Below are 19,716 nucleotides of genomic sequence, written 5' to 3'. Positions count from 1 at the left end.
GAGACTCCGATGCGCACGAACCTCACCCACTGCATCCTCGCCGGCCTCGGTTTGGCCTTGGCTTCCCAGGCCCAGGCCGCCACGGTGACCGGTAACATCACCTCGACGCTGACACTGATCGCGGCCTGCCAGGTCAATGGCAGTTCCGCGAGCTCAGGGTTGAACTTCGGTACCCTCAACTTCGGCACCCAGGATGCCCTGTTCGGTACTGCCAACGCCCAGGTGCTTGGCGGCACGGGTAGCGCCTTGAGCATCCTGTGTTCGGCGGGCAGCATCCCGGCGATCCGCGTGCGCGCCGGTAGCCACGATGGCCAGTCCAGCGGCGGCACGCGTGCGCTCGCCGATGGCGCCGGCAACTTCGTGCCCTACGACTTCTACACCGATACCGGGCGCACCCAGATACTGGCCATTGACGGCACCATCACCTTGCCGACCAGTACCGGCGTGGCCCAGACCGTCAACCTGTATGGTCAGGCACGCGGCAAGGCGGGCCTGCCAGCGGGGGTGTACACCGACACGGTGGCCGTCGAGCTGACCTTCTGAGCCATGCGCGGTTGGCTGGCAAGTGGCATCACGGGTATCGGTGTGCTGCTGGCCACGCCCCTGGGGGCGGTGCCCACCAGCACGTTCCAGGTGAATGCGCAGATCGTCGCCGGTTGCCTGGTGGTCGGTGGCGTGAGCAACTACGGGACGCTCGACTTCGGCACCCAGTCGGCGCTGGCCAGCGGCACCCTGAGCACCTCACTGGGGGGCGCCAGCGTGACGTTTCAGTGCACACCCGGGGTAACCCTGAACATGAGCCTGGACGGCGGCCAGAACAACGCCAGTGGCACACGCAACCTCAAGCGTACGGGCGGCACGCAGGTGTTGGCCTACCAGTTGTACCGCGACGCGGCGTACAGCCAAGCCTTCGGCATTGGCCAGAGCGTGGCGGTCAGTTACACCGACCCCACGTCAATCAAATTGCCGGTGTACGGCAGAACCCAGTTGACCGGCACGCTGCCGGCAGGGACCTACACCGATGTAGTGCAAGTGACGGTGACCTGGTGAAACGGCCAGCACCCATGACAGCAGTCTAAGGAGAGTGGCATGTGGGCAGGCGCGAAGTGGGCGCGTGGTTTGATCGGGTTATCGCTGCTGGCAAGCCTGCCGGCGGGGGCAGCCACCTCGGTGCTGATCTGGCCGATTGACCCGGTGCTGGAGGCTGACCAGAAGGCCGGCGCACTGTGGCTGGAAAACCGCGGCACTGCGCCGGCGAACCTGCAGGTGCGGGTGTTCGCCTGGCGCCAGGGTGATTACCAAGAGCAGTTTCAGGCACAGCGCGACATCATTGGCAGCCCGCCCGTGGCCAATATCGCCCCGGGGCAAAAGCAGTTGATCCGCCTGACCCGCACCGGCAGTTCGCCCGCCGGTCAAGAGCAGGCCTATCGCATCATCATCGACGAAATCCCCCCAGCAGTCCCGGCAGACAACGCCAGTCAGGGCGCTACGGCCGCGATCCGCCTGCAGATGCGTTATTCGGTGCCGCTGTTCGTCTACGGCGAAGGGTTGTGGGGCAAGGCCGACCCTGAAGGCAAACGTAATGCCGAAGGGGTGGGCAAGCCGCAACTGAGCTGGCACGCAGTGACCGTGCAGGGCAAACCCTACGTCGAGCTGCGCAACACCGGCCCGGTGCATGCGCGCCTGACCGATGTGGTGGTGCAGCAAGGCAGCCAGAGCAAACCGCTGGCCGAAGGCCTGCTGGGCTATGTATTGCCCGGTGCCAGCATGCGTTGGCCGGCGCCGCTGGCGCCGAGCGCCGGCAGTGTGCTGAAAGGGCGGGTCAATGGCCAGAACGTGGCGGATGCCATCCGCCAAGGTCAATGAGCCAGCGGCTGAATGAAGGGCAGGGGCCAGGGAGGACCCGGCAATGGTCGGAAACCGTGTGTGAAATGGCTGTCGGCGACGCCGCGCCACTGGTGCCTGGGGCTGGCCCTGTTCGGCCCCTGCCTGGCACTGGCCGACGACCTGCCGCCACCGCCCACGGAGATGTCCGCCATCGCCGACGCCACGCTGTACCTCGACCTGCTGGTGAACCAGATGCCCAGGGCTGAACTGGTGCCCGTGCAGCAACGGGCCGGGCAACTGTTCCTGGGCAGTGATGTGCTGCGCACGGCCGGTATCAGCCTGCCAGGCGACCCCCAGGGCGAAGTGGCACTGGATGCTGTGCCAGGTCTGCACGCCGACTACGACAGCCAGAACCAGCGCCTGCTACTGCAGGTGCCGCCGGCCTGGCTGCCGGACCAACAGGTAGGCGATCGCAACCTGTACCCGGCCAGCGATGCGCGCAGCAGTTTCGGCGCCTTGTTCAACTACGACCTGTACCTGAATGACACCGATGAGGGTGGCACCTACCTGGCAGCCTGGAACGAACTGCGCCTGTTCGACAGCTGGGGGACGTTCTCCAGTACCGGCCAGTGGCGCCAGTCGTTCAATGGCGCCCAGGCCGACCAGTCGCGCCAGGGCTTCCTGCGTTACGACAGCACCTGGCGCTTCACCGATGAACAACGGCTGCTCAGCTACGAAGCCGGTGATTTCGTCACCGGTGCCTTGCCCTGGACCAGCGCGGTGCGGGTCGGCGGCCTGCAACTGTCGCGCGATTTCGCGGCTCGTCCGGACTTGGTGACCTACCCGCTGCCCGCATTCGCCGGAGAGGCGGCGGTACCGACTTCGCTGGACCTGTTCATCAACGGCTACAAGTCCAGCACCACCGAGCTGCAGCCCGGCCCGTACACCCTGACCAACGTGCCGTTCATCAACGGTGCAGGTGAGGCGGTGGTGGTAACCACCGACGCCCTCGGCCGGCAGGTGTCGACCACGCTGCCGTTCTATGTCACCAGCAGCCTGCTGCAAAAGGGCCTGTCGGACTTCTCAGTGGCTGCCGGTAGCCTGCGCCGCGATTATGCCGTGCGCGATTTCAGTTACGGCCCAGGGGTCGCCTCGGGGAGCTTGCGCTACGGCCTTAGCGACAGCTTTACTCTGGAGAGCCACCTCGAAACCGCCGAGTCACTGGTACTGGGCGGCTTGGGTGGCAACATGCGCCTGGGCAACTTCGGGGTGCTGAATGCGGCCTTGGCACAGAGCCAGTTCGACGGCGAGAAGGGCCATCAGGTCGCCCTCGGCTACCAGTACAACAGCCAGCGCATCGGCTTCAGCTACCAGCGCCTGCAGCGCCATGGCGACTACGCCGACCTGTCGCGGGTCGACAGCCCGGACATGCAGTTGAGCCAACGTAGCGAGCAGGTCACCGTCAGCCTCAACCTCAATGAATACGGCAGCCTCGGCGCTGGCTATTTCGACGTACGCGCCGCAGACGCTTCGCGCACGCGCCTGATCAACCTGAGCTGGAGCAAGCCGCTGTGGGGCAACAGCAGCATCTACCTGTCGGCCAACCGCGAAATCGGTGACAGCCAGTGGGCTGTGCAGGCGCAATTGGTCATGCCGTTCGACCTTAACGGTACCCTGGCGTTAAGCGCAGAACGCAGCAAGGAAGGCGAGGACTTGCAGCGGGTCAACTACAGCCGGGCGGTGCCGGTGGGCGGCGGCGTCGGGTACAACCTGGGGTATGCCACCGGTGGCAACCGCGATGCCTATCGCCAGGCCGATGTCACCTGGCGCCTGCAGTCGGTGCAGTTGCAGGCCGGTGTATACGGCAGCAGTGGCGAGATGACCCGATGGGCAGACGCCAGCGGCTCGTTGGTTTGGATGGACGCCGGGGTGTTCGCCGCCAACCGCATCGACGACGCCTTCGTGGTGGTCAGTACCAACGGCTACGCCGATGTGCCGGTGCGCTACGAGAACCAGCAGATCGGCCGCACCGACAGCAGCGGCCATTTGCTGGTGCCGTACAGCAGCGGTTACTACCGGGGCAAATATGAGATCGACCCGATGGACCTGCCGCCCGACATCCTGGCACCCGAAGTGGAGCAGCGTGTGGCGGTGCGTCGTGGCAGCGGCTACTTGCTGGAGTTCCCGCTCAGGCGCGTGCTGGCGGCGAGTATCGAGTTGGTGGACGCTAGCCAGCAGGTGATCAAGCTCGGCAGCCGAGTGACCCACGAGGAAAGCGGCAGCCAGGCGGTGGTTGGCTGGGATGGGTTGGTCTACCTGGAAAACCTCTCGCCGCACAATCGCCTGCAGGTGGCGCTGGAGGGCGGAGGGCAGTGCCAAGTCGAATTCGACCTGCCTGAAGGCGCAGGCTCGGTCCCCTTGATCGGCCCATTGGTGTGCCGATGAAGGCCTGGCAGCGAGGGTTGTGGGCGTGCGCGTTGCTGCTGCCGGCAGGTGCGGCGTGGGCCAAGTGCGCGTCGGTGCCAACCTCGCCCGCAGCGTTCGGCACCGTCAGTTCGACCCTGGTACGCAGCACGGTACAGACCGCCTTCAGCAGCAATTCGGGGTTGCAGTGCAACGGCTCGGTGCTCAGCGTGCTCGGCAGTGGCGATACCTTCAAAGCGACGATTATGCCGGCCACCGGTGGTTTGGTCGGCCCCACCGGTGACGTCATCCCCTACACGCTGTATGCCGACAGCAGCACCAACTACCCGATCACCCGTGGTGTGGCCTTCGATTTTGCCCGCAACGGCATTCTTGACCTGCTCGGGTTGCTCAACGGTACACCCAAGGCGGTGCCGATCTACATGCGCACGCAGCTCAACAGTAACGTCGCGGCGGGGCTTTACCAGGAGACGCTGAGCGTCAACTGGGCCTGGAACTACTGCGATGGGATTGGCATTGGCGGTTTGTGCATCGGCCGAGATAACAGTTCCGGCACTCAGTTTCTCACGGTCAGCCTGACGGTGAGCAACGACTGCCAGATCACCACACCCACCATCAGTTTCGGCAGTGCGCCGGTGGTGTCGGGGTTTGCCACGGTGAACCAAGGCGTGAGCCTGTCATGTACCAAAGGCACCAGCTACACGGTGGGGCTGGATGACGGGCAGAACGTGTCGGGTGGGCGGCGCAGGATGAAGTCGGCGGCCAACAACTACCTGGCCTACGATATCTTCAAGAGCGGCAGTACAGTGCGCTGGGGCTCGGTCACCGGTGCCCGGCGTTCGAGCAGTGATGCCGATATCAACCCAGGGGTGGGTACGGGGACAGGCAGCCAGGTGTTCAACTACAACGCCAAGGTGTACACCGACCAGGCCACACCGCCGGCGGCGAGCTACACCGACAGTGTGACGCTGGACGTGCAGTTTTAGCGTTCTACTGAACCTGCCTCTTCGCGGGCAAGCCCGCGAAGGCGCCTTGAAGGTCAACGCAGATCGTCAGCCATCTTCAGCAATGTCTCCAACACTGCCCCTGCCAGTGCCTTCGACCGCGCCCCTGACCACCCGGTAACGGCATTGGGTGCATCGTCATGGTCCTTGAAGGGCATTTCCAGCGTCAGTGACAGGCAGTCATGGGCCATGCCCACCGCATTGCACGCCAGCGTGGTATTGGCTTGCCCAGGCTCATCACGTGTATAGCCATGCACGGTCTGGAAGTCCGGGGTCACGCTGCACAGCGTGCTCCGGAACTGCTCCTCCAGCTTAGCCAGGCGTGGTGTGTAACCGGGGTTGCCCTCGCACGCCGCAGTGAACACATGGGGGATTTCTTCATCCCCGTGCACATCGATGAACGCATCCACCCCGTACTGCTTCATCTGCGCCTGGGCAAAGAACACCTCAGGGCTGAACTCGACGCTGGCGTCCTGCCAAGCACGGTTGAGGTCCTTGCCCTTGAAGTTGGTGCGCAGATGCCCGAGGAAGGCGCCGTCCGGGTTCATGTTGGGGATCAGGTACAGGTCGGCTTTTGCCAGCAGTTGCTGCACCTGGCCATCGTTGGCTTGCAGGCGGTCGATGACGCCCTCCATGAACCACTCGGCCATGTGCTCGCCGGGGTGTTGCTGGGCAATCAGCCACAGCTTGCGCTTGCCGGCTGCGCCGTCGCCCGCACGCAGCAAGGGGATATCGCGCCCTTGCACACTGCGGCCGCTGGCCAGCAGTTCGACACCGGGGATCTGCTTGGCGCGCTCGATCAGTTGGTTGTGGCGCGCGCGAGGGTAGGGCTCGAAGTAGGCGAACCAGATCTGTTCCTGCTTGGCAGTCACTTCGAATGACAATGCCTTGCCATCGAACTGGCTGGGTACGCGAAACCAGGTCTGCTGGTCGTAGGAGGCCACGGCGTTGTACCCGGCCCAGGCATTCTTGTAGGAGGATTCGGAGGCGTTATCCAGGCTGAAGCGATGGACCTGGCCCGGCGTCAACCCGCTGACCTTGAAGTGAAACCACTGGAAGTGGCCGCTGTGGGTGTCCGGCCGGATGGCCAGGTGGACCTTGGCAGGGTTGCTGGCATCCAGAACCTGGATGTTGCCGGAATCGAAATCGCAGTCGATCTGCAGGGGGGACAGCGTCACGGTCATCGCCGGGCTCCTTGACGGGCTTTGTTGTGGGGTTACTGTACACCGGTTGCGCGCTTGAGTGATGCAGGTGGCCTGTTGCTTCAGGTGTCGAGGGTTCGACAGTCACTGGTTTGTGCTTTGTTTTGCATATTAGGTTATTGCTAAAATCAATTTCATTTATTAATTGGCTGCCGTTAGAGTCCCGGTTCCCTACCTGAAAGGAGCCGCGGATGTCCATCCGATCCCACCTTCTGATGATTGCCGCCAGCGCATTGCTGGCGACCCAAGCCTTCGCAACCGAACGCCTGACCCTGCGCATTGGTGACCAGAAAGGCAACATGCGTGCACAGCTGGAAGCCGCCGGTGCCTTGCGCGACCTGCCCTACGACATTCAGTGGGCCGAGTTTCCCGCCGCTGCGCCCTTGGCCGAGGCGCTGAATGCTGGGGCGATCGATGCCGGCATCATCGGCGATGCACCGTTGCTGTTCGTGCTCGCCTCCGGGGCGCCGGTGAAGGCGATCGCCGTCGACAAGTCCGACCCTTACGGCACGGCATTGTTGGTGAACCCCGACGCGCCCTTCAACAGCGCCGCCGACCTCAAGGGCAAGCGCATTGCCACGGGCCGCGGGTCGATTGGCCATCATCTGGCGCTCAAGGCGCTGGACCAGGCTGGCCTGTCGGAAAAGGACGTCGAGTTTCGCTTTCTCGGCCCGGTCGATGCCAAGATTGCCTTGGCCAATGGCGCGGTGGACGCCTGGTCGACCTGGGAACCCTACACCGCGCTGTCCGAGCTGAGCGGGCAGGGCAGGGTGCTGGTCAATGGCCGTGGCCTGTCCAGCGGCAACAGCTTCCTCGCGGCCACCGACAACGCGCTGGAGGATGCGCCACGCCGGGCCGCACTGCAGGACTACCTGGCACGCCTGGCCGGCGCCCAGGTCTGGGCGTATCAGCACCTGGACAGTTATTCGAAAACCCTCGCGGCGATCATCGGCTTCCCTGAAGAGGCCGCGCGCCTGCAGTTCGAACGCCGCCAATTGCGCTGGCAGGCCATCGACGCCACCACCATTGCCGAACAACAGGAAACCGCCGACTTCTATAAAGCCCACGGCCTGATGAGCCAACGGCTGGATGTGGCACCGACCTTCGCCAGCGGCTTCAGCGTGCCCGCAACCGATGCACTGGCGGCTCAACGCTGACCCTGTTGCGGGCTTGCCTGCGAGAGGCCACGGCAGTTACAGGGTTTCTCCTTAGTCGAAGGCGATGACCGACGAACAGATGGCGCCTTTGCTGCTTGCCGCAGTCAGCAAGATGACGCTCTGAATCGCCTCATCAGGATGGCTCGCGCTCCAGGCTTTGCCGGGTCACCCACTTCAGCAGCGTTGCGATGGGCACGCGGCGGTGCACTTCGTGACGCTGCTGTGCAGCAGTGCCGTCGCCCGTGCGCTCGCGATAACGGCTCAGAATCAGATGCTGGCCATCCTCGGAGACCCGCGCCTCGAGCTCGTGCAGCACCTGCTGGCGAGTGTCGCGCTGCAGGCGCCTGAACAACACCACCGGTTGGGGATCATTCATCGGTGGGTACCCCCGTACAGCTCGCCGGCCGTTTGCCAGGCGCGCCAGCCTTGCCTTCGGCCACCCGCTCGGCACGCTGTTGGGCGGTGTAGTCGCGCACGGCCAGGTAGTAATCAGGCAGGATGCGCAACGTGTCGGTAACCGGCAGCGCTTCGGCGCGGCCATCCACCACACTGCCTGCCATGGCCACATTGCCCAGGGTGTCGACCGTGTCGCTGTTGTCGCCGAACGGGTCGACCGCCAAGCTCAGCACGCTGCCGGTCGCATCGCGCAGGTTGTGGGTGCCCAGCAGCGGTAGCTCTACGATCGGGCCATCGGCGATGTTCCACACGCCGAAGGTTTGGCCAAAGTCCGACGTGTGTCGGGGTAGCCCCATCTTTCCGGACACATCGATCAAGCCGGCGACGCCCAGGGTCGTGTTGAACATGAAGCGCGTGAGGCTGGTCATCGCCCGTTCGCCGTTGCCTTGTAACAGGTCGTTGACCAAGACCTTGGGTTCGCCGAAGTTGGCGGCGAAGTTGTGCACGCCCTGCCGGGTGAAATCAGGCAATGCGCTATAGCCACGGGCGACCGGTGCTAGCAGGTAATCGTCGACACTGCGGTTGAAGGCGAACACGGCGCGGTTGGCGGGCTCGGCGGGGTCGCTGAGCTGATAGGCCACTGGGCCGCAGGCACTGGCAGGTGGCCGCTGGCTGCAGCCGCCGGCAGCGAGCAATGACAAGGCCAATAGCGCATGGCGGGCTGAAAACCAGGCAGTGGGGGTAGCGGTGGGCATGGGCACATTCCTGACAATAACTGGCGCCGATGGTGTGGCCGGTTGATTGCGTGGGAATGTCTGGATTATTGCCCGGCTGACACTTTGTTTCCGGGTTGAAATATATGACGGCAGCCCTGGGATGGCCGTAAAGTAAGTCTTTACTCCCTCTGTTCGCGGTGCCCCGGTGTGAGCCATTTGCTGATTGTCGACGATGATGTCGAAGTACTCGACCTGCTGCAGAAGTTTCTCCGCCAGCACGGCTACGAGGTCGATGTGGCCAGTGATGGCCAAGGCCTTTGGCAGGTACTCGAACGGCGCGTGCCGGACTTGGTCATTTTGGATGTCATGCTGCCGGGCGACAGTGGCCTGGTGCTGTGCCAGCGCTTGCAGGCTGAGTACAAGGTAGCGGTGATCATGCTCACCGCCATGGGCGAACTGAGCGACCGTGTGGTGGGCTTGGAGCTGGGCGCGGACGACTACCTGACCAAGCCGTTCGCCGCTCGCGAGTTGCTGGCCCGGGTGCGGGCGGTACTGCGCCGGGCAGGCGAGAGTCCGGGCAGTCCAGTGCCTGCCTCGTCGCGTGCCGTACTCGAATTCTCTGGCTGGCAGCTGGACGTGCTGCGACGTGAGTTGCGCTCGCCGGAGGGGGTCATGATCCCGTTGTCCAACGGCGAATTCGAGCTGCTGCTGGTGTTCGCCGAGCACCCCAGGCGCGTACTCAGCCGCCAGCAACTGCTGGACCTGGCGCGTGGCGAAGCGCACGAGGCCTATGACCGCAGCATCGACGTGCAGGTGAGCCGGCTGCGGCGCAAGCTTGAAAGCGACGGCGACAGCGAACCGTTGATCCGCACCTTGCGCAACGTCGGCTATCTGTTCACCGCCAGCGTGTCCAAGCGATGAGGATGCTGGCCTGGGCGCGCAGGGCCCTGCCACGGCCACGCGTCACCATTGCCCGCTGGATCGCGCTCACTACCCTGGCGGCCATGCTCAGCCTGCTGCTGCTCAAGTGGCTGTTCGGTGTACTGCTCAGCGTGTGGGCGCAGCCGCCGTTGCTGGAAAGCGGCTTGATCGAGAAGGTTGCTACTGTTGCCCGCATGGTCGACGCCGCACCTGTGGCGCAGCGGCCGACCTTGGCCAGCGCCGCAGGTGATGTGTCGTATAGCGTGCAATGGCTACTGCAGCGTGACGAGGCCGGTTTGCCAGCCCTGGTAGATAACGAATTTCACCAAGGGGCGCCGACATTGCGCGCACTCCTGGCGCGCCCGGACGCGCAGATCGAGGTCTACGGACCGTCCGACTTGCCCGCGCAGGCGCAACCGCGTGGCTATGCGCTTCTGATTGAGCTGTCAGACAAGTCATGGCTGCTCTATCGCGCCACCGACCGCAGCTGGGGGCTGGATGAACTGCCGCGCAACCTGATCATTGTGGCGCTGATGATCGTCTCCAGCCTGGCGCTCGCGCTATTTGCCACACGCTACCTGGCCCGCCCTCTGGAGCGCTTCGCCGAAGGTGCGCGGCGCTTTGGCAAGGACTTCAACGCCCCACCGATCCCAGTGGTCGGCCCTTACGACCTGCGCCAGGCCATTTTGGCTTTCAACGCCACCCAGGCCCAGCTCAAGCATTTTCTCGACGACCGCACGCAGATGCTCGCGGCGATTTCCCATGATCTGCGCGCCCCGTTGACCCGCATGCGCCTGCGCGCCGAGTTCATCGAAGAGGGCGAACTGCAGGCCAAGTTGTTCAAGGACGTGGACGAGATGCAGGCGATGGTCGACGCCGCGCTGCAGTTTTTCCGCGATGATGCACGGCTGGAACCGGCCACGGCGTTCGACCTGGGCGAGCTGTTGTCGACCGTGGTCGACGACTTCAAGGATGCGGGGGTGGACATCGACCTCAGCGGGCCGCGCCGTTGGGTCTATGTGGGCCGCCCGATTGGTATCAAGCGGGTGATGGTCAACCTGATCGAAAATGCGGTGAAGTACGGCACCGAGCCGACGGTGCAGTTGGCGATCACTGACGAGCAGATCATCATCCGCGTTCTTGACCGAGGCCCGGGCATCCCAGAGCACTTGCAAGCATGCGTTTTCGAGCCCTTCTACCGCATCGAAGGCTCACGCAACAAGGACACCGGCGGGGTCGGCCTGGGCTTGCCGGCGGCGCGCGCCATCGTCCTCGAACAGGGCGGTAGCGTGACCCTGAGCAACCGCCAGGGCGGTGGGCTCGAGGTCAGGGTCACGCTGCCTGTCGGCTGACCCACCGGTGGCGATCAGAGGCCCAGGTCACTGAGCCCGGGGTGATCGTCCGGGCGCCGCCCCAGGGGCCAATGGAACTTGCGATCCGCCTCGGCGATAGGTTGCTCGTTGATACTCGAATGGCGGTTCTGCATCAGGCCATCCTCGGCAAATTCCCAGTTCTCATTGCCATAGGCACGGAACCACTGGCCGCTGTCATCGTGGTACTCGTAGGCGTAGCGCACGGCAATGCGGTTGCCGGTGAAGGCCCACAGCTCCTTGATCAGGCGATACTCCAGTTCATGGTTCCACTTGCGTGTCAGAAAGGCCTCCACCTCGGCCCGACCACGGGGGAACTCGACACGGTTACGCCACACGGTATCGGGCGTGTAGGCCAACGCTACCTTGGCGGCGTCGCGGCTGTTCCAGCCGTCTTCGGCAAGACGGACCTTTTCGATGGCGGTTTCGCGGGTGAAAGGGGGCAGCGGTGGGCGGGGCATCGTAGGCACTCCTCAGGTGGTTTATAGCTAGGAGCGTAGTCATCGAGGGCGGTACAGGGAATCGGCGTGCCCGGCACTTCATAATTGCGGGCGGCGGAATAATGTTGGGATGCGGAGGTCGCAAGTGAGTCCCTGACTCTGTGGGAGCAGCTGTCTTGTGGTGCTTGTTCCGGTCTCTTCGCGGGCAAGTCGGACCGCCGCACCGCCGCTCCCACCCGAACTGTGTAGCCTCCAAGTCTAGCGCCGCACCTGTGGGAGCCGGCTCCCACGGGGCCCTGCTAAATCAATGAAACATCCTCTCTAGGGGAGGTTCTCAGGCGTTCAGGCTGCGCCGTCCAACGCTGTGCCCGTCGCCTTCGCGCGCCCGCCGAGCCATACCAAAAGCAGCCCCGCAGCCGCCAGCAGCCCACCAGCCATCGGTACCGCCGCGTAGCCCAGGTTCAGGCTGATCACCCCACCTCCCAGCGCAGCGCCCACGGCATTGCCAAGGTTGAACGCGCCGACGTTGATCGAAGAGGCCAGCCCTGGGGCCTCGGCGGCGGCGGTCATGACGCGCATCTGCAGTGGCGGCACCACGGCGAAGGTGAACACACCCCACACCAGCAGCGCGAGGGCGGCGCCCAGGTGGCTGCCCAGCACCAGTGGCATCAGCAGCATGATCACCGCCAACGCACCCAGGAAGATCCGTGCCGCGCCATCCAGTGACCAATCGGCCAGTCGCCCGCCGAGGCTGTTGCCCAAGGTGAAGCCCACGCCGATCAGGACCAGCCCGAGGGTGACGAAGCTGTCCGAGGCACCGGTCAGCTCGGCCAGTACCGGCGCCACGTAGGTGTACAGGGTGAACATGGCGCCGGCACCCAGCACGGTGGTGGCCATGGCCAGCAGCACGCTGGGGCGGGCAATCACGGCCAGTTCCTTGCGTACATGGGGCACGCTGCCGCGCTCACCCTTGGGCAGGGCGTACCACAGCGCGGCCATGGCCAGCAGGCCGAGCACCGCTGTGCCGGCAAACGCCATGCGCCAGCCGACCTGCTGGCCGACCCAGGTGGCGGCAGGCACACCGCCGATATTGGCGATGGTCAGGCCCATGAACATGGTCGCCACGGCGCTGGCTTGTTTGTCCTTGGGCACCACGCTGGCAGCAACCACTGCGCCCAGGCCGAAGAAGGCCCCGTGGTTGAGGCTGGTGACCAGGCGGGAGGCAAGCAGCGTGTAGTAGTCCGGCGAAAGTGCCGACAACAGGTTGCCCAGGGTGAAGATGGCCATCAGCGACATCAGCGCGGCGCGCTTGCCGAAGCGGCTGAACAGCAAGGTCATGATCGGTGCACCGACCATCACGCCGATGGCGTAGGCGGTGATCAGCATGCCCGCGCTGGGGATGCTTGCATCGACGCCTTGGGCGATCACGGGCAACAGGCCCATGGGGGTGAATTCGGTGGTGCCGATGCCGAAGGCGCCGATGGCCAGGGCGAACAGGACCCGTTTGGGAGAAAGCGTGCTCATCGAGCGCTCCGGATTGGATGAAGGGGGGTAGGAGCAGCCTTGTGCTGCGAAGAGGCCGGTGAACACAGCATGAGTCTTCGCTGTGTTTACGGGCCTCTTCGCAGCACAAGGCTGCTCCTACAGTGCAAGCTGCAGCGGAAGGGCGATCAGTCCCAGGCTGGCGCAAGGCCATCCGGGCTGACTTCACGCCCGTTGCGTTCGAGCGTGGCGATGCGCGCCATGTCGTCGGCGTCCAGGCGCAGGTCTCGGGCGAGCAGGTTGCTGGCCAGGTTTTCGCGTTTGGTCGACGACGGGATCACCGCATAGCCCAGTTGCAGGGCCCAGGCCAGGGCCACTTGCGCGACGGTGGCTTTGTGCTTGGCAGCGATCTCAGCCAGCACCGGGTCTTTCAGGACCTTGCCATAGGCCAGGGTCATGTAGGAGGTGACGGTGATGCCCTGATCCTGCAGGAACGCGGCCAGCTTGGCATTTTGCAGGTAAGGGCTGAGCTCGATCTGGTTGGTGGCGATTTCGCCCTCGCCAACCACCGCGATGGCCTGCTGGGTCAGGTCGATGTTGAAGTTGGACACACCGATCTGGCGGGTCAGGCCCTGCGCCTTGGCCTCAGCCAGGGCTGCCATGTACTCGGGCAGCTCGACGCCATTGCCCGGTGCCGGCCAGTGGATCAGCAACAGGTCGACATGGTCGGTGCGCAGCTTGGTCAGGCTCTCGCGCAGGCTGGGGACCAGCTTGTCGGCGGCGTAGTTGTCGACCCAGATCTTGGTGGTGATGAACAGCTCGCTGCGCGGCACGCCGCTTTCGGCGATGGCTTGGCCCACCTCGGCTTCGTTCTTGTAGATCTGTGCGGTGTCGATGACGCGGTAGCCCAGCGCCAGGGCCGACTTGACCGAATCGATGACGGCCTGGCCGGTGAGGCGGAAGGTGCCCAGGCCGAAAGAGGGAATGCTCATGATCTTGCTCCTGATGAGGCTACGTGAACCGAACGGTGCTTGCGTTGGTTGTTCAGGTGAGGGAGCAGTGTGCGGCTTCTCCAGAAGGTGATAAAGCCGTCGTCACTCCAAAGTACTTTGCGTCTGGAGCAAGAATTGGCGCTTGTGGATAAACGCACCGAGAGGTAATGACGCTGCGATGCGCGCTCTGCGCAATCGCTTTTCAATGGCAAGCAGGTAGTCATCTACCACCGCCGCCTGCCGCGCAGCTGATGTGATCGAGCCCCAATTCAAGTGGAGCGCTCGATCATGCCGATGGCAACCCATAGCGACGACCTGCTGGACGAGTTGATCGCCAGCCGCCTTCCCAACTGGCTGGCCAGTGCCACACCGGAGCGTCTGAGGGCACTGAACCTGTGCCTGAGCCAGCAAATGGACGTTCAGCAGCAGCTACAGGGTCTTTACCAAGGGACTACTGGGCTCGATGATTTTGCCGCCCCCTTGTTGCAGCAGGCCCTGCACGACCAGCAGTTGCAGCTGGACGTGAGCAAGGCGCAGATTCAGTTGAAAGTCGTGCTCCCTGCACCCTTGGCAAAACTGCTGGGCAAGCCGCAAGTGCGGTTTTTCAAGCATTCGTTGCTTGAGGCCGCACTGCACAACTTCAGTGCGGGTGAGGCAGCTTCTCAGGACGGCGCGACATTGCTCGATGAAAACGCCAGCCCGCTTGCGTTTGCGCCCGTGGCATTCGCTGAGCTTTGTCGCACGCTCGATGTGGGCAAGCAGTACCAGGACTACCTCAAGGCCCGCTATCAAGCCCCGTTAGAGGAGGGGCGCCGTGTTAACCGAATAGTCGAAGAGGGCCACCGGGCAGCGTTGGAGGCGGCAGTGCGGCTGTCGGCCTTGAAGGGTGAGATCAATGAGCGAGGCTATCAGCTGTTTCTACCGCTCATGTCATCTGTGCCCACCGAGGGCAGTGATTCAGCGGTGTTGATCCCCAAAGCCCTGCGGCTGCTCGGCAAGCAGATTCGTGGGGCCATGGCCTTCGAAGTGCGGCAAGGCGGGCGGGCAACTGCCCCCCTGGAGGGCGTAATTTGCTGGATCCCAGGTGACGAGCAGGGGGCACTTACCTGGTATGGCAACTGGGACACGTTGTTCAGTAGCCTGGGTGAGCTGTTCCGGCTACCCGGCTATGAACCGTTTTTCCAGCGCTTCATTGGCCAGCGCGACCGAATGGCATTCACCCAGGCGTTGAGCAAAGCAAAAGCAGCGCGTGCTGCCCACCTGCCTGCCAAACTCGACGGCCGTTATGAAGCTATCGAGCTGCCGCTGTTCGAGCACATGCGTAAGGTGCAGCTCGACACGCTGCTCGATGATGCCAGGGTCTTGGCGGTGCCCACGGCAGATCAGGACAGCAACGAGCGCAACGCGCGCCTGCACTTCTACCTTGATGCAGGCTTGTCCGTGCTTGGGCTAGCGAGCCTGTTCGTGCCTTGGTTGGGCTTGCCCTTGCTGGCCATTGCGGCGATCGAGGTGGTCTCGGGGGTGTACGAGGGCTATGTCGATTGGCAACTGGGTGACCGGCAGGGAGCGCTGGAGCACCTGTTGGGCGTTGCCGAAAATATCGCCTTGGTTGGGGTAGGGGTAGGCGTCGGCGTGATTGCTGGGCGTGTGCTCAAAAGCGCCGGCCTGGTGCGCCGGTTGGTGCCCGTGCGGTTGACTGAGGGGCAGGTAAGCCTGGTACACCCCGAACTGCCGGGTTACGAAGTGCTGGACGACACGTTGGCGGTGGGTGAGCGAGGCGGCGAGGCAGGGCAAGAGCGACTTCGCACCCACACTGGCACCTACAGGGTCGCTGAGGATCCGTTGACACGGCAGCTGTGCATCTTGCACCCCACGCGCCTGCACGCCTACGCGCCGTTGCTGGAGCACAATGGTGCCGGCGGCTGGCGCCATGCGCTTGAAGCTGTGCAACAGTGGCAGGATGCAGCGCAGATGTTCAGGCGTTTGGGTAGCGCGTTGAGTGATGTATCCGATGCCACGGCAAACGATGTGCTGCACATCACCGGTTTTGATCAAGCACGCATGCGCCGTCTGCATGCGCAGAATGCGCCAGCCCCCGCACAACTGCTCGATGCCCTGCAACGCTACCAACTGCATCAACGTGAGCCAGGGCTGCATGGCGCAGCATTCGAGCAAAGGTGGCAGGCGGAGCAGCCTTTGGCGTCCCCGGAGGCACGGATGCTTCGGGGTGCTTTCCCTGGGCTAAGCGTGCGGGGTGCGCAGGAGATCGTCGCCAATGCCGAGCCAAGCCTGGTGCAGCGCATGGTCACTCAGCGGAAGGTGCCCATGGCGCTGGCTGGCACTGCCCGCTGGTACCTGCGCGATGCGCGAGTGGACCGCGCCTGCGCGGGCTTGTGGCAAGCATCGGCTATTAACGCCGATACCGAGCGGCTGGCCCTTGGGCTGATCGAAGGCTGGGCGCCTTGGCCTGAGGGCGAAAGGGTGGAGATACGCCATGCGACTCAAGAGGGTGAGCTGATCGCCTGGGCAGGGGCGAATAAAGCAGGTCAGGCTCGTATCATTGTCCGAGATAGCGACCGCTACCAAGCTTATGCCAACGATGGGACACAGCTGACCAACGGTGTACAGGGTGAGAGCCTGTTCGAAGCGTTGCTGAAACAGTTGGATACGGGGCAGCGAAGTGTGCTGGGCCAGGCTGGGCAATCGGCCGCACAGTTGACTGATGGCCTGAGGCAACGCGCAAACGCTCGCCATGGCCAGGCTGCACAATTGATTGGCCTGACGCCACCGCCATCGAGCTTGAGGCCACTTATGCGACTTAGCGGCGGGCGCTTGGGGTATCCGTTGAGTGGCAACCCGGGTGTCCGTCTGCCAGAAGAGCACCCTTTGCTGGTGATCGACGAAGCGCAGGTTCGGCCCCTTCTCGAAGGCCTGCGACGGCTGTTCCCGGCCCGTGAAGAAACTACCCTGCGCCAGTACGCGCAAGCTATTGCCAGCTCGCCAAGGCGCGATGTCTGGAATCATTATGCTGACTTGGCCCGGCAGGTCAGTACGTTGCGCACCCGCCTGGATACCTGGAGCCTGGCGGGGGATGCGGCGCAACGCGCTGCAGGTGCGGACCGTGGTGTGCGACTGCATTGGAGTGCGTCGCGAGCGATTATGGCCCGAGAGATTCTGCAGGCTTGGCATCCACAATTGCCAGGTGAAACGCCAACCTTCCAACTTGATCTTGACGGCGCGCTGACCGGCGGGCTGCCACCGTTCCCGCACACCGTTGGCTGGGGCCGGCTTAGCGGCTTGACCTTGCGCAACATCAGCGCAACGGAGCTGCCGCCCTTCACTGCGCAACACTTTGCCGGACTACGTAGTTTGAGATTGATTAATACGGCCTTGGAGGCACTGCCTCAGTGGCTGTTAAACCTTGAGCACCTCACCCACGTGAGCTTGCGAAGCAACCGCTTGACGGCACTGCCGGCTCAACTTTCGCGCATGGCGCGTTTGTCGAGTCTGGACTTGGGGCACAATCGTTTGACGGCAATCCCGCAGGTGCTTGGGCAATTGGGCGAACTGCGTACCTTGAATCTGGAAAGCAACGGTATCGTCATCGATGCCCACAACAGTGCTCGTCTGGAAGGCATGCAACAGCTGGAAGTGCTGATACTCGACGGTAACCCGCTGGCGAGCATGCCTTCGTTGGTCAGAAGCATCGAGTTGAGACGGGTTACGCTGCGCAACACTCAACTGCAGGCGTTTCCAACCGAGCTGCTTGGCCAGCATCCGGGTATGAGCCTAGCGCTCGAGGGCAACCGGATCGTTGAGCTGGATGATGAGTCTTTGCGATTGATCGCTCGCGACAGGGCGCGTATCTGCCTTGATTACAACCCCTTGTCCCAGGCGTCTGTTCAGCGACTGGACGCCAATGATCGCTTGGAACCGGTGGATCCGTTTACACCTCAAGAGGGTGATCTGATAATTGCAGATGATCCTCAGCGCGTGCAGGCACTTCGCGCCATCTTGGTAAGGATTGGCAACCAGGTGACCAATGCCAGTGCGCGTCTGCCACAGCATGAGGTGCTGGCTGCACATCTCAATGTGCTTGAGCAGGCCACTACGTTGCGAGAAAGCCTGGAAGAGTGGTGCGGCGACGACCCTGGCCGGCTGGCCTTTGCACGTCGTCTGCTTGCAAGCTGGCTGCCGGAGGTGCCGGGAAGCGTATCGCCTCCACACGAGCGACATTTTTCGCTGCGCATTGACGGTGCGCAAATCGGCTCACTGCCGCAATTCCCAGACACGATAAGCTGGGGGCGGCTGCGATGGCTGCGGCTGGTAAATATCGATTTTTCCAGCGTCTCGCCCAACTATTTCAGCCGCTTCACTAATCTGATTCAGTTGCGGATCAACAACTGCCACCTCAGCGAAGTGCCGGCATGGGTCTGTGACCTGCGCAGGCTGGATGATCTGTCATTGTCCAACAACCAGTTGGTGTCGCTGCCTGAAGGCTTGGAGCGATTGACTGAACTGACGACCCTGTTTCTGAACGACAACCACCTCACCCAAGTGCCCGACGCCTTGCGCGGGCTTGGTCGGCTTCAGCAGTTGGGCCTGGCGAACAACCAGATTGTCGTGAATGTCGCGGGCGCCGCTCGGCTGAACGCATTGTCAGCGCTGAGGATGCTGGACCTGAACAATAACCCGCTCGGGAGCCTACCGACGCTACCGCAAAGCCCTTCACTGGAGAGAGTGGCCGTCGCCAATTGCCAACTGAACGAGTTCCCTTTGGCGCTTATGCGTGAGCACCCTAACGTGGCGCTCAGGCTCGATGGCAATCGCATCAGTGAGTTGAGTGAGGAAGCGGTCCGCTTGATCCGAGCGAACCCTCAGGGCGTAAACCTCCAGCTCAATCCACTGTCTGAAGTCAGCGCGCGTCGGTTGGCGGCTGTCCAGCCAGCGTTGGAACCCGCGCAACCGTCTCAGCCGGAACTACAGCCGGAACCACAGTTGCAAGCTCAGGCTGCACGTGCGCCGGAGCGGGTATTGGTGAGGGTGGCGAACCCGCAGGCTCAGCAACATGGCGTCGAAGCCTCGCGTGATCGGTGGCTGCAAGGCCTGCCCTCGCCACTTCAGCAGCAACGGCAAGCCCAATGGGCACGGCTCACGGCAGAGCCAGGTGTAGAAGATTGGTTGGCGTTCCTGGATGGTTTGAGTCGAACCGCAGATTTTCAACAGGATGTTGAAGCCATACAGGCGCGAGTGTGGAGCCTGATCGACGCCTGTGAATTGAATGAGCGTGTGCGAGGGGCCATTTTTGATGAAGCGCAACGAGACGGGATGGCCGAGAGCTATCTGGCCCAGCTCGATCGGCTTGAGTTCGCCCGGGTTCGCGCGCTGCGCACTGAAGGCCTGCAGGGTGATGATCTTGAGCGTGCCTATGTGCAGTTGGCTCGCGAACAGTTGTCCCTTGTACAAGAAGGCAGGCCTGAAGCACTTATCGAAGCGCTTGCAGCCAGCAGGTACTGGCAGAACTATCTCCAACAGCGTTTTGCTGAGCGGTTGGATTCGCGGCTCTCAGGTTTCCATGCGCGTTTGGATGCGTTGGATGCCATGGCAATCAGTCCAAATGACTTCATGCAACGCGCCGCAGTGCTGGCGGCCGAGCGTAACGCTGTGTTCCATGCGTTGATTCGTGAACTCACCGTTGAAGCGTGCATGCGTCATCCTGCGCAGGAGCGTTAAGTACCGCAGTGGTGAGGGGGAATGCTGGTTATCTCGGGCTTTGACCAACCAG

15 protein-coding genes are annotated in these 19,716 nt (G+C 63.3%); 9 read left to right on the top strand and 6 right to left on the bottom strand.

The genetic code is table 11. From position 1 onward, the window contains the following. Positions 1–9 precede the first annotated feature (9 nt). From HU750_RS09390 to HU750_RS09370, 5 genes are all read left to right on the top strand, one after another. Positions 10–543, top strand: a complete 534-nt coding sequence (locus HU750_RS09390) for a Csu type fimbrial protein (protein WP_186678894.1) — start codon at positions 10–12, stop codon at positions 541–543. A 3-nt stretch (positions 544–546) separates the two neighbouring features. After that, a complete protein-coding gene (locus HU750_RS09385) occupies positions 547–1,050 on the top strand; it encodes a Csu type fimbrial protein (protein ID WP_027593898.1) in 504 nt (167 codons plus the stop codon). A gap of 39 nt (positions 1,051–1,089) precedes the next feature. Further along, positions 1,090–1,866, top strand: a complete 777-nt coding sequence (locus tag HU750_RS09380; RefSeq protein WP_099429910.1) for a fimbrial biogenesis chaperone — start codon at positions 1,090–1,092, stop codon at positions 1,864–1,866. Positions 1,867–2,028: 162 nt separating this feature from the next. Further along, positions 2,029–4,272 (top strand): fimbria/pilus outer membrane usher protein, encoded by a 2,244-nt coding sequence (locus tag HU750_RS09375; RefSeq protein WP_189674476.1) that lies wholly within the window; start codon positions 2,029–2,031, stop codon positions 4,270–4,272. Then, entirely contained in the window at positions 4,269–5,237 is a 969-nt protein-coding gene (locus tag HU750_RS09370) for a Csu type fimbrial protein (RefSeq protein WP_186678888.1), read from the top strand. The genes HU750_RS09375 and HU750_RS09370 overlap by 4 nt, the downstream gene beginning before the upstream one ends. 53 nt (positions 5,238–5,290) lie before the next feature. Here HU750_RS09370 and HU750_RS09365 read toward each other — a convergent pair whose 3' ends face one another. Then, positions 5,291–6,439: a M14 family metallopeptidase gene (locus tag HU750_RS09365; RefSeq protein WP_186678885.1), complete on the bottom strand. Its 1,149-nt coding sequence runs from the start codon at positions 6,437–6,439 to the stop codon at positions 5,291–5,293. A 209-nt stretch (positions 6,440–6,648) separates the two neighbouring features. Here HU750_RS09365 and HU750_RS09360 point away from each other — a divergent pair, with 209 nt between their 5' ends. Then, entirely contained in the window at positions 6,649–7,614 is a 966-nt protein-coding gene (locus HU750_RS09360; protein WP_186678882.1) for an ABC transporter substrate-binding protein, read from the top strand. A gap of 133 nt (positions 7,615–7,747) precedes the next feature. Here the strand turns inward: HU750_RS09360 and HU750_RS09355 are convergent, their stop codons facing one another. Beyond that, positions 7,748–7,990, bottom strand: a complete 243-nt coding sequence (locus tag HU750_RS09355; protein ID WP_186678880.1) for a hypothetical protein — start codon at positions 7,988–7,990, stop codon at positions 7,748–7,750. Continuing rightward, the gene (locus tag HU750_RS09350; protein ID WP_186678877.1) at positions 7,983–8,765 is read right to left on the bottom strand and encodes an MlaA family lipoprotein; all 783 of its coding nucleotides are present in this window, start codon (positions 8,763–8,765) and stop codon (positions 7,983–7,985) included. The genes HU750_RS09355 and HU750_RS09350 overlap by 8 nt, the downstream gene beginning before the upstream one ends. Positions 8,766–8,933: 168 nt before the next feature. On the opposite strand from HU750_RS09350, the gene HU750_RS09345 reads away from it, so the two are divergent. Further along, positions 8,934–9,647: a response regulator gene (locus HU750_RS09345; RefSeq protein ID WP_186678875.1), complete on the top strand. Its 714-nt coding sequence runs from the start codon at positions 8,934–8,936 to the stop codon at positions 9,645–9,647. Then, entirely contained in the window at positions 9,644–10,999 is a 1,356-nt protein-coding gene (locus HU750_RS09340; protein ID WP_186678869.1) for an ATP-binding protein, read from the top strand. Before HU750_RS09345 ends, HU750_RS09340 begins: the two co-directional genes overlap by 4 nt. Before the next feature lie 14 nt (positions 11,000–11,013). On the opposite strand, the gene HU750_RS09335 is transcribed toward HU750_RS09340, so the two are convergent. From HU750_RS09335 to dkgB, 3 genes are all read right to left on the bottom strand, one after another. Next, positions 11,014–11,478 (bottom strand): nuclear transport factor 2 family protein, encoded by a 465-nt coding sequence (locus HU750_RS09335; protein WP_027593888.1) that lies wholly within the window; start codon positions 11,476–11,478, stop codon positions 11,014–11,016. A gap of 321 nt (positions 11,479–11,799) precedes the next feature. Further along, positions 11,800–12,981, bottom strand: a complete 1,182-nt coding sequence (locus HU750_RS09330) for an MFS transporter (protein ID WP_027593887.1) — start codon at positions 12,979–12,981, stop codon at positions 11,800–11,802. A gap of 146 nt (positions 12,982–13,127) precedes the next feature. Continuing rightward, positions 13,128–13,931 carry a 2,5-didehydrogluconate reductase DkgB gene (gene dkgB / locus HU750_RS09325; protein WP_186678864.1) on the bottom strand — a complete coding sequence of 268 codons (804 nt, stop codon included), beginning with the start codon at positions 13,929–13,931 and terminating at the stop codon, positions 13,128–13,130. Between the two features lie 288 nt (positions 13,932–14,219). On the opposite strand from dkgB, the gene HU750_RS09320 reads away from it, so the two are divergent. Beyond that, a complete protein-coding gene (locus HU750_RS09320) occupies positions 14,220–19,664 on the top strand; it encodes a dermonecrotic toxin domain-containing protein (protein WP_186678863.1) in 5,445 nt (1,814 codons plus the stop codon). The last annotated feature ends 52 nt before the right edge of the window (positions 19,665–19,716 follow it).

Source organism: Pseudomonas sp. SWRI50, assembly GCF_014269095.1.
GTDB classification, from domain to species: Bacteria; Pseudomonadota; Gammaproteobacteria; order Pseudomonadales; family Pseudomonadaceae; genus Aquipseudomonas; species Aquipseudomonas kermanshahensis.
Note: the sequence above shows the minus strand (reverse complement) of the source record. Positions and strands in the feature narration are given on the sequence as shown.

Bases quoted from the DNA above. Each gene is read 5' to 3' on its own strand.
- HU750_RS09390 (WP_186678894.1), top strand. From the start codon at position 10: ATGCGCACGAACCTCACCCACTGCATCCTCGCCGGCCTCGGTTTGGCC.
- HU750_RS09385 (WP_027593898.1), top strand. From the start codon at position 547: ATGCGCGGTTGGCTGGCAAGTGGCATCACGGGTATCGGTGTGCTGCTG.
- HU750_RS09380 (WP_099429910.1), top strand. From the start codon at position 1,090: ATGTGGGCAGGCGCGAAGTGGGCGCGTGGTTTGATCGGGTTATCGCTG.
- HU750_RS09375 (WP_189674476.1), top strand. From the start codon at position 2,029: ATGTCCGCCATCGCCGACGCCACGCTGTACCTCGACCTGCTGGTGAAC.
- HU750_RS09370 (WP_186678888.1), top strand. From the start codon at position 4,269: ATGAAGGCCTGGCAGCGAGGGTTGTGGGCGTGCGCGTTGCTGCTGCCG.
- HU750_RS09365 (WP_186678885.1), bottom strand. From the start codon at position 6,439: ATGACCGTGACGCTGTCCCCCCTGCAGATCGACTGCGATTTCGATTCC.
- HU750_RS09360 (WP_186678882.1), top strand. From the start codon at position 6,649: ATGTCCATCCGATCCCACCTTCTGATGATTGCCGCCAGCGCATTGCTG.
- HU750_RS09355 (WP_186678880.1), bottom strand. From the start codon at position 7,990: ATGAATGATCCCCAACCGGTGGTGTTGTTCAGGCGCCTGCAGCGCGAC.
- HU750_RS09350 (WP_186678877.1), bottom strand. From the start codon at position 8,765: ATGCCCACCGCTACCCCCACTGCCTGGTTTTCAGCCCGCCATGCGCTA.
- HU750_RS09340 (WP_186678869.1), top strand. From the start codon at position 9,644: ATGAGGATGCTGGCCTGGGCGCGCAGGGCCCTGCCACGGCCACGCGTC.
- HU750_RS09335 (WP_027593888.1), bottom strand. From the start codon at position 11,478: ATGCCCCGCCCACCGCTGCCCCCTTTCACCCGCGAAACCGCCATCGAA.
- HU750_RS09330 (WP_027593887.1), bottom strand. From the start codon at position 12,981: ATGAGCACGCTTTCTCCCAAACGGGTCCTGTTCGCCCTGGCCATCGGC.
- dkgB (WP_186678864.1), bottom strand. From the start codon at position 13,931: ATGAGCATTCCCTCTTTCGGCCTGGGCACCTTCCGCCTCACCGGCCAG.
- HU750_RS09320 (WP_186678863.1), top strand. From the start codon at position 14,220: ATGCCGATGGCAACCCATAGCGACGACCTGCTGGACGAGTTGATCGCC.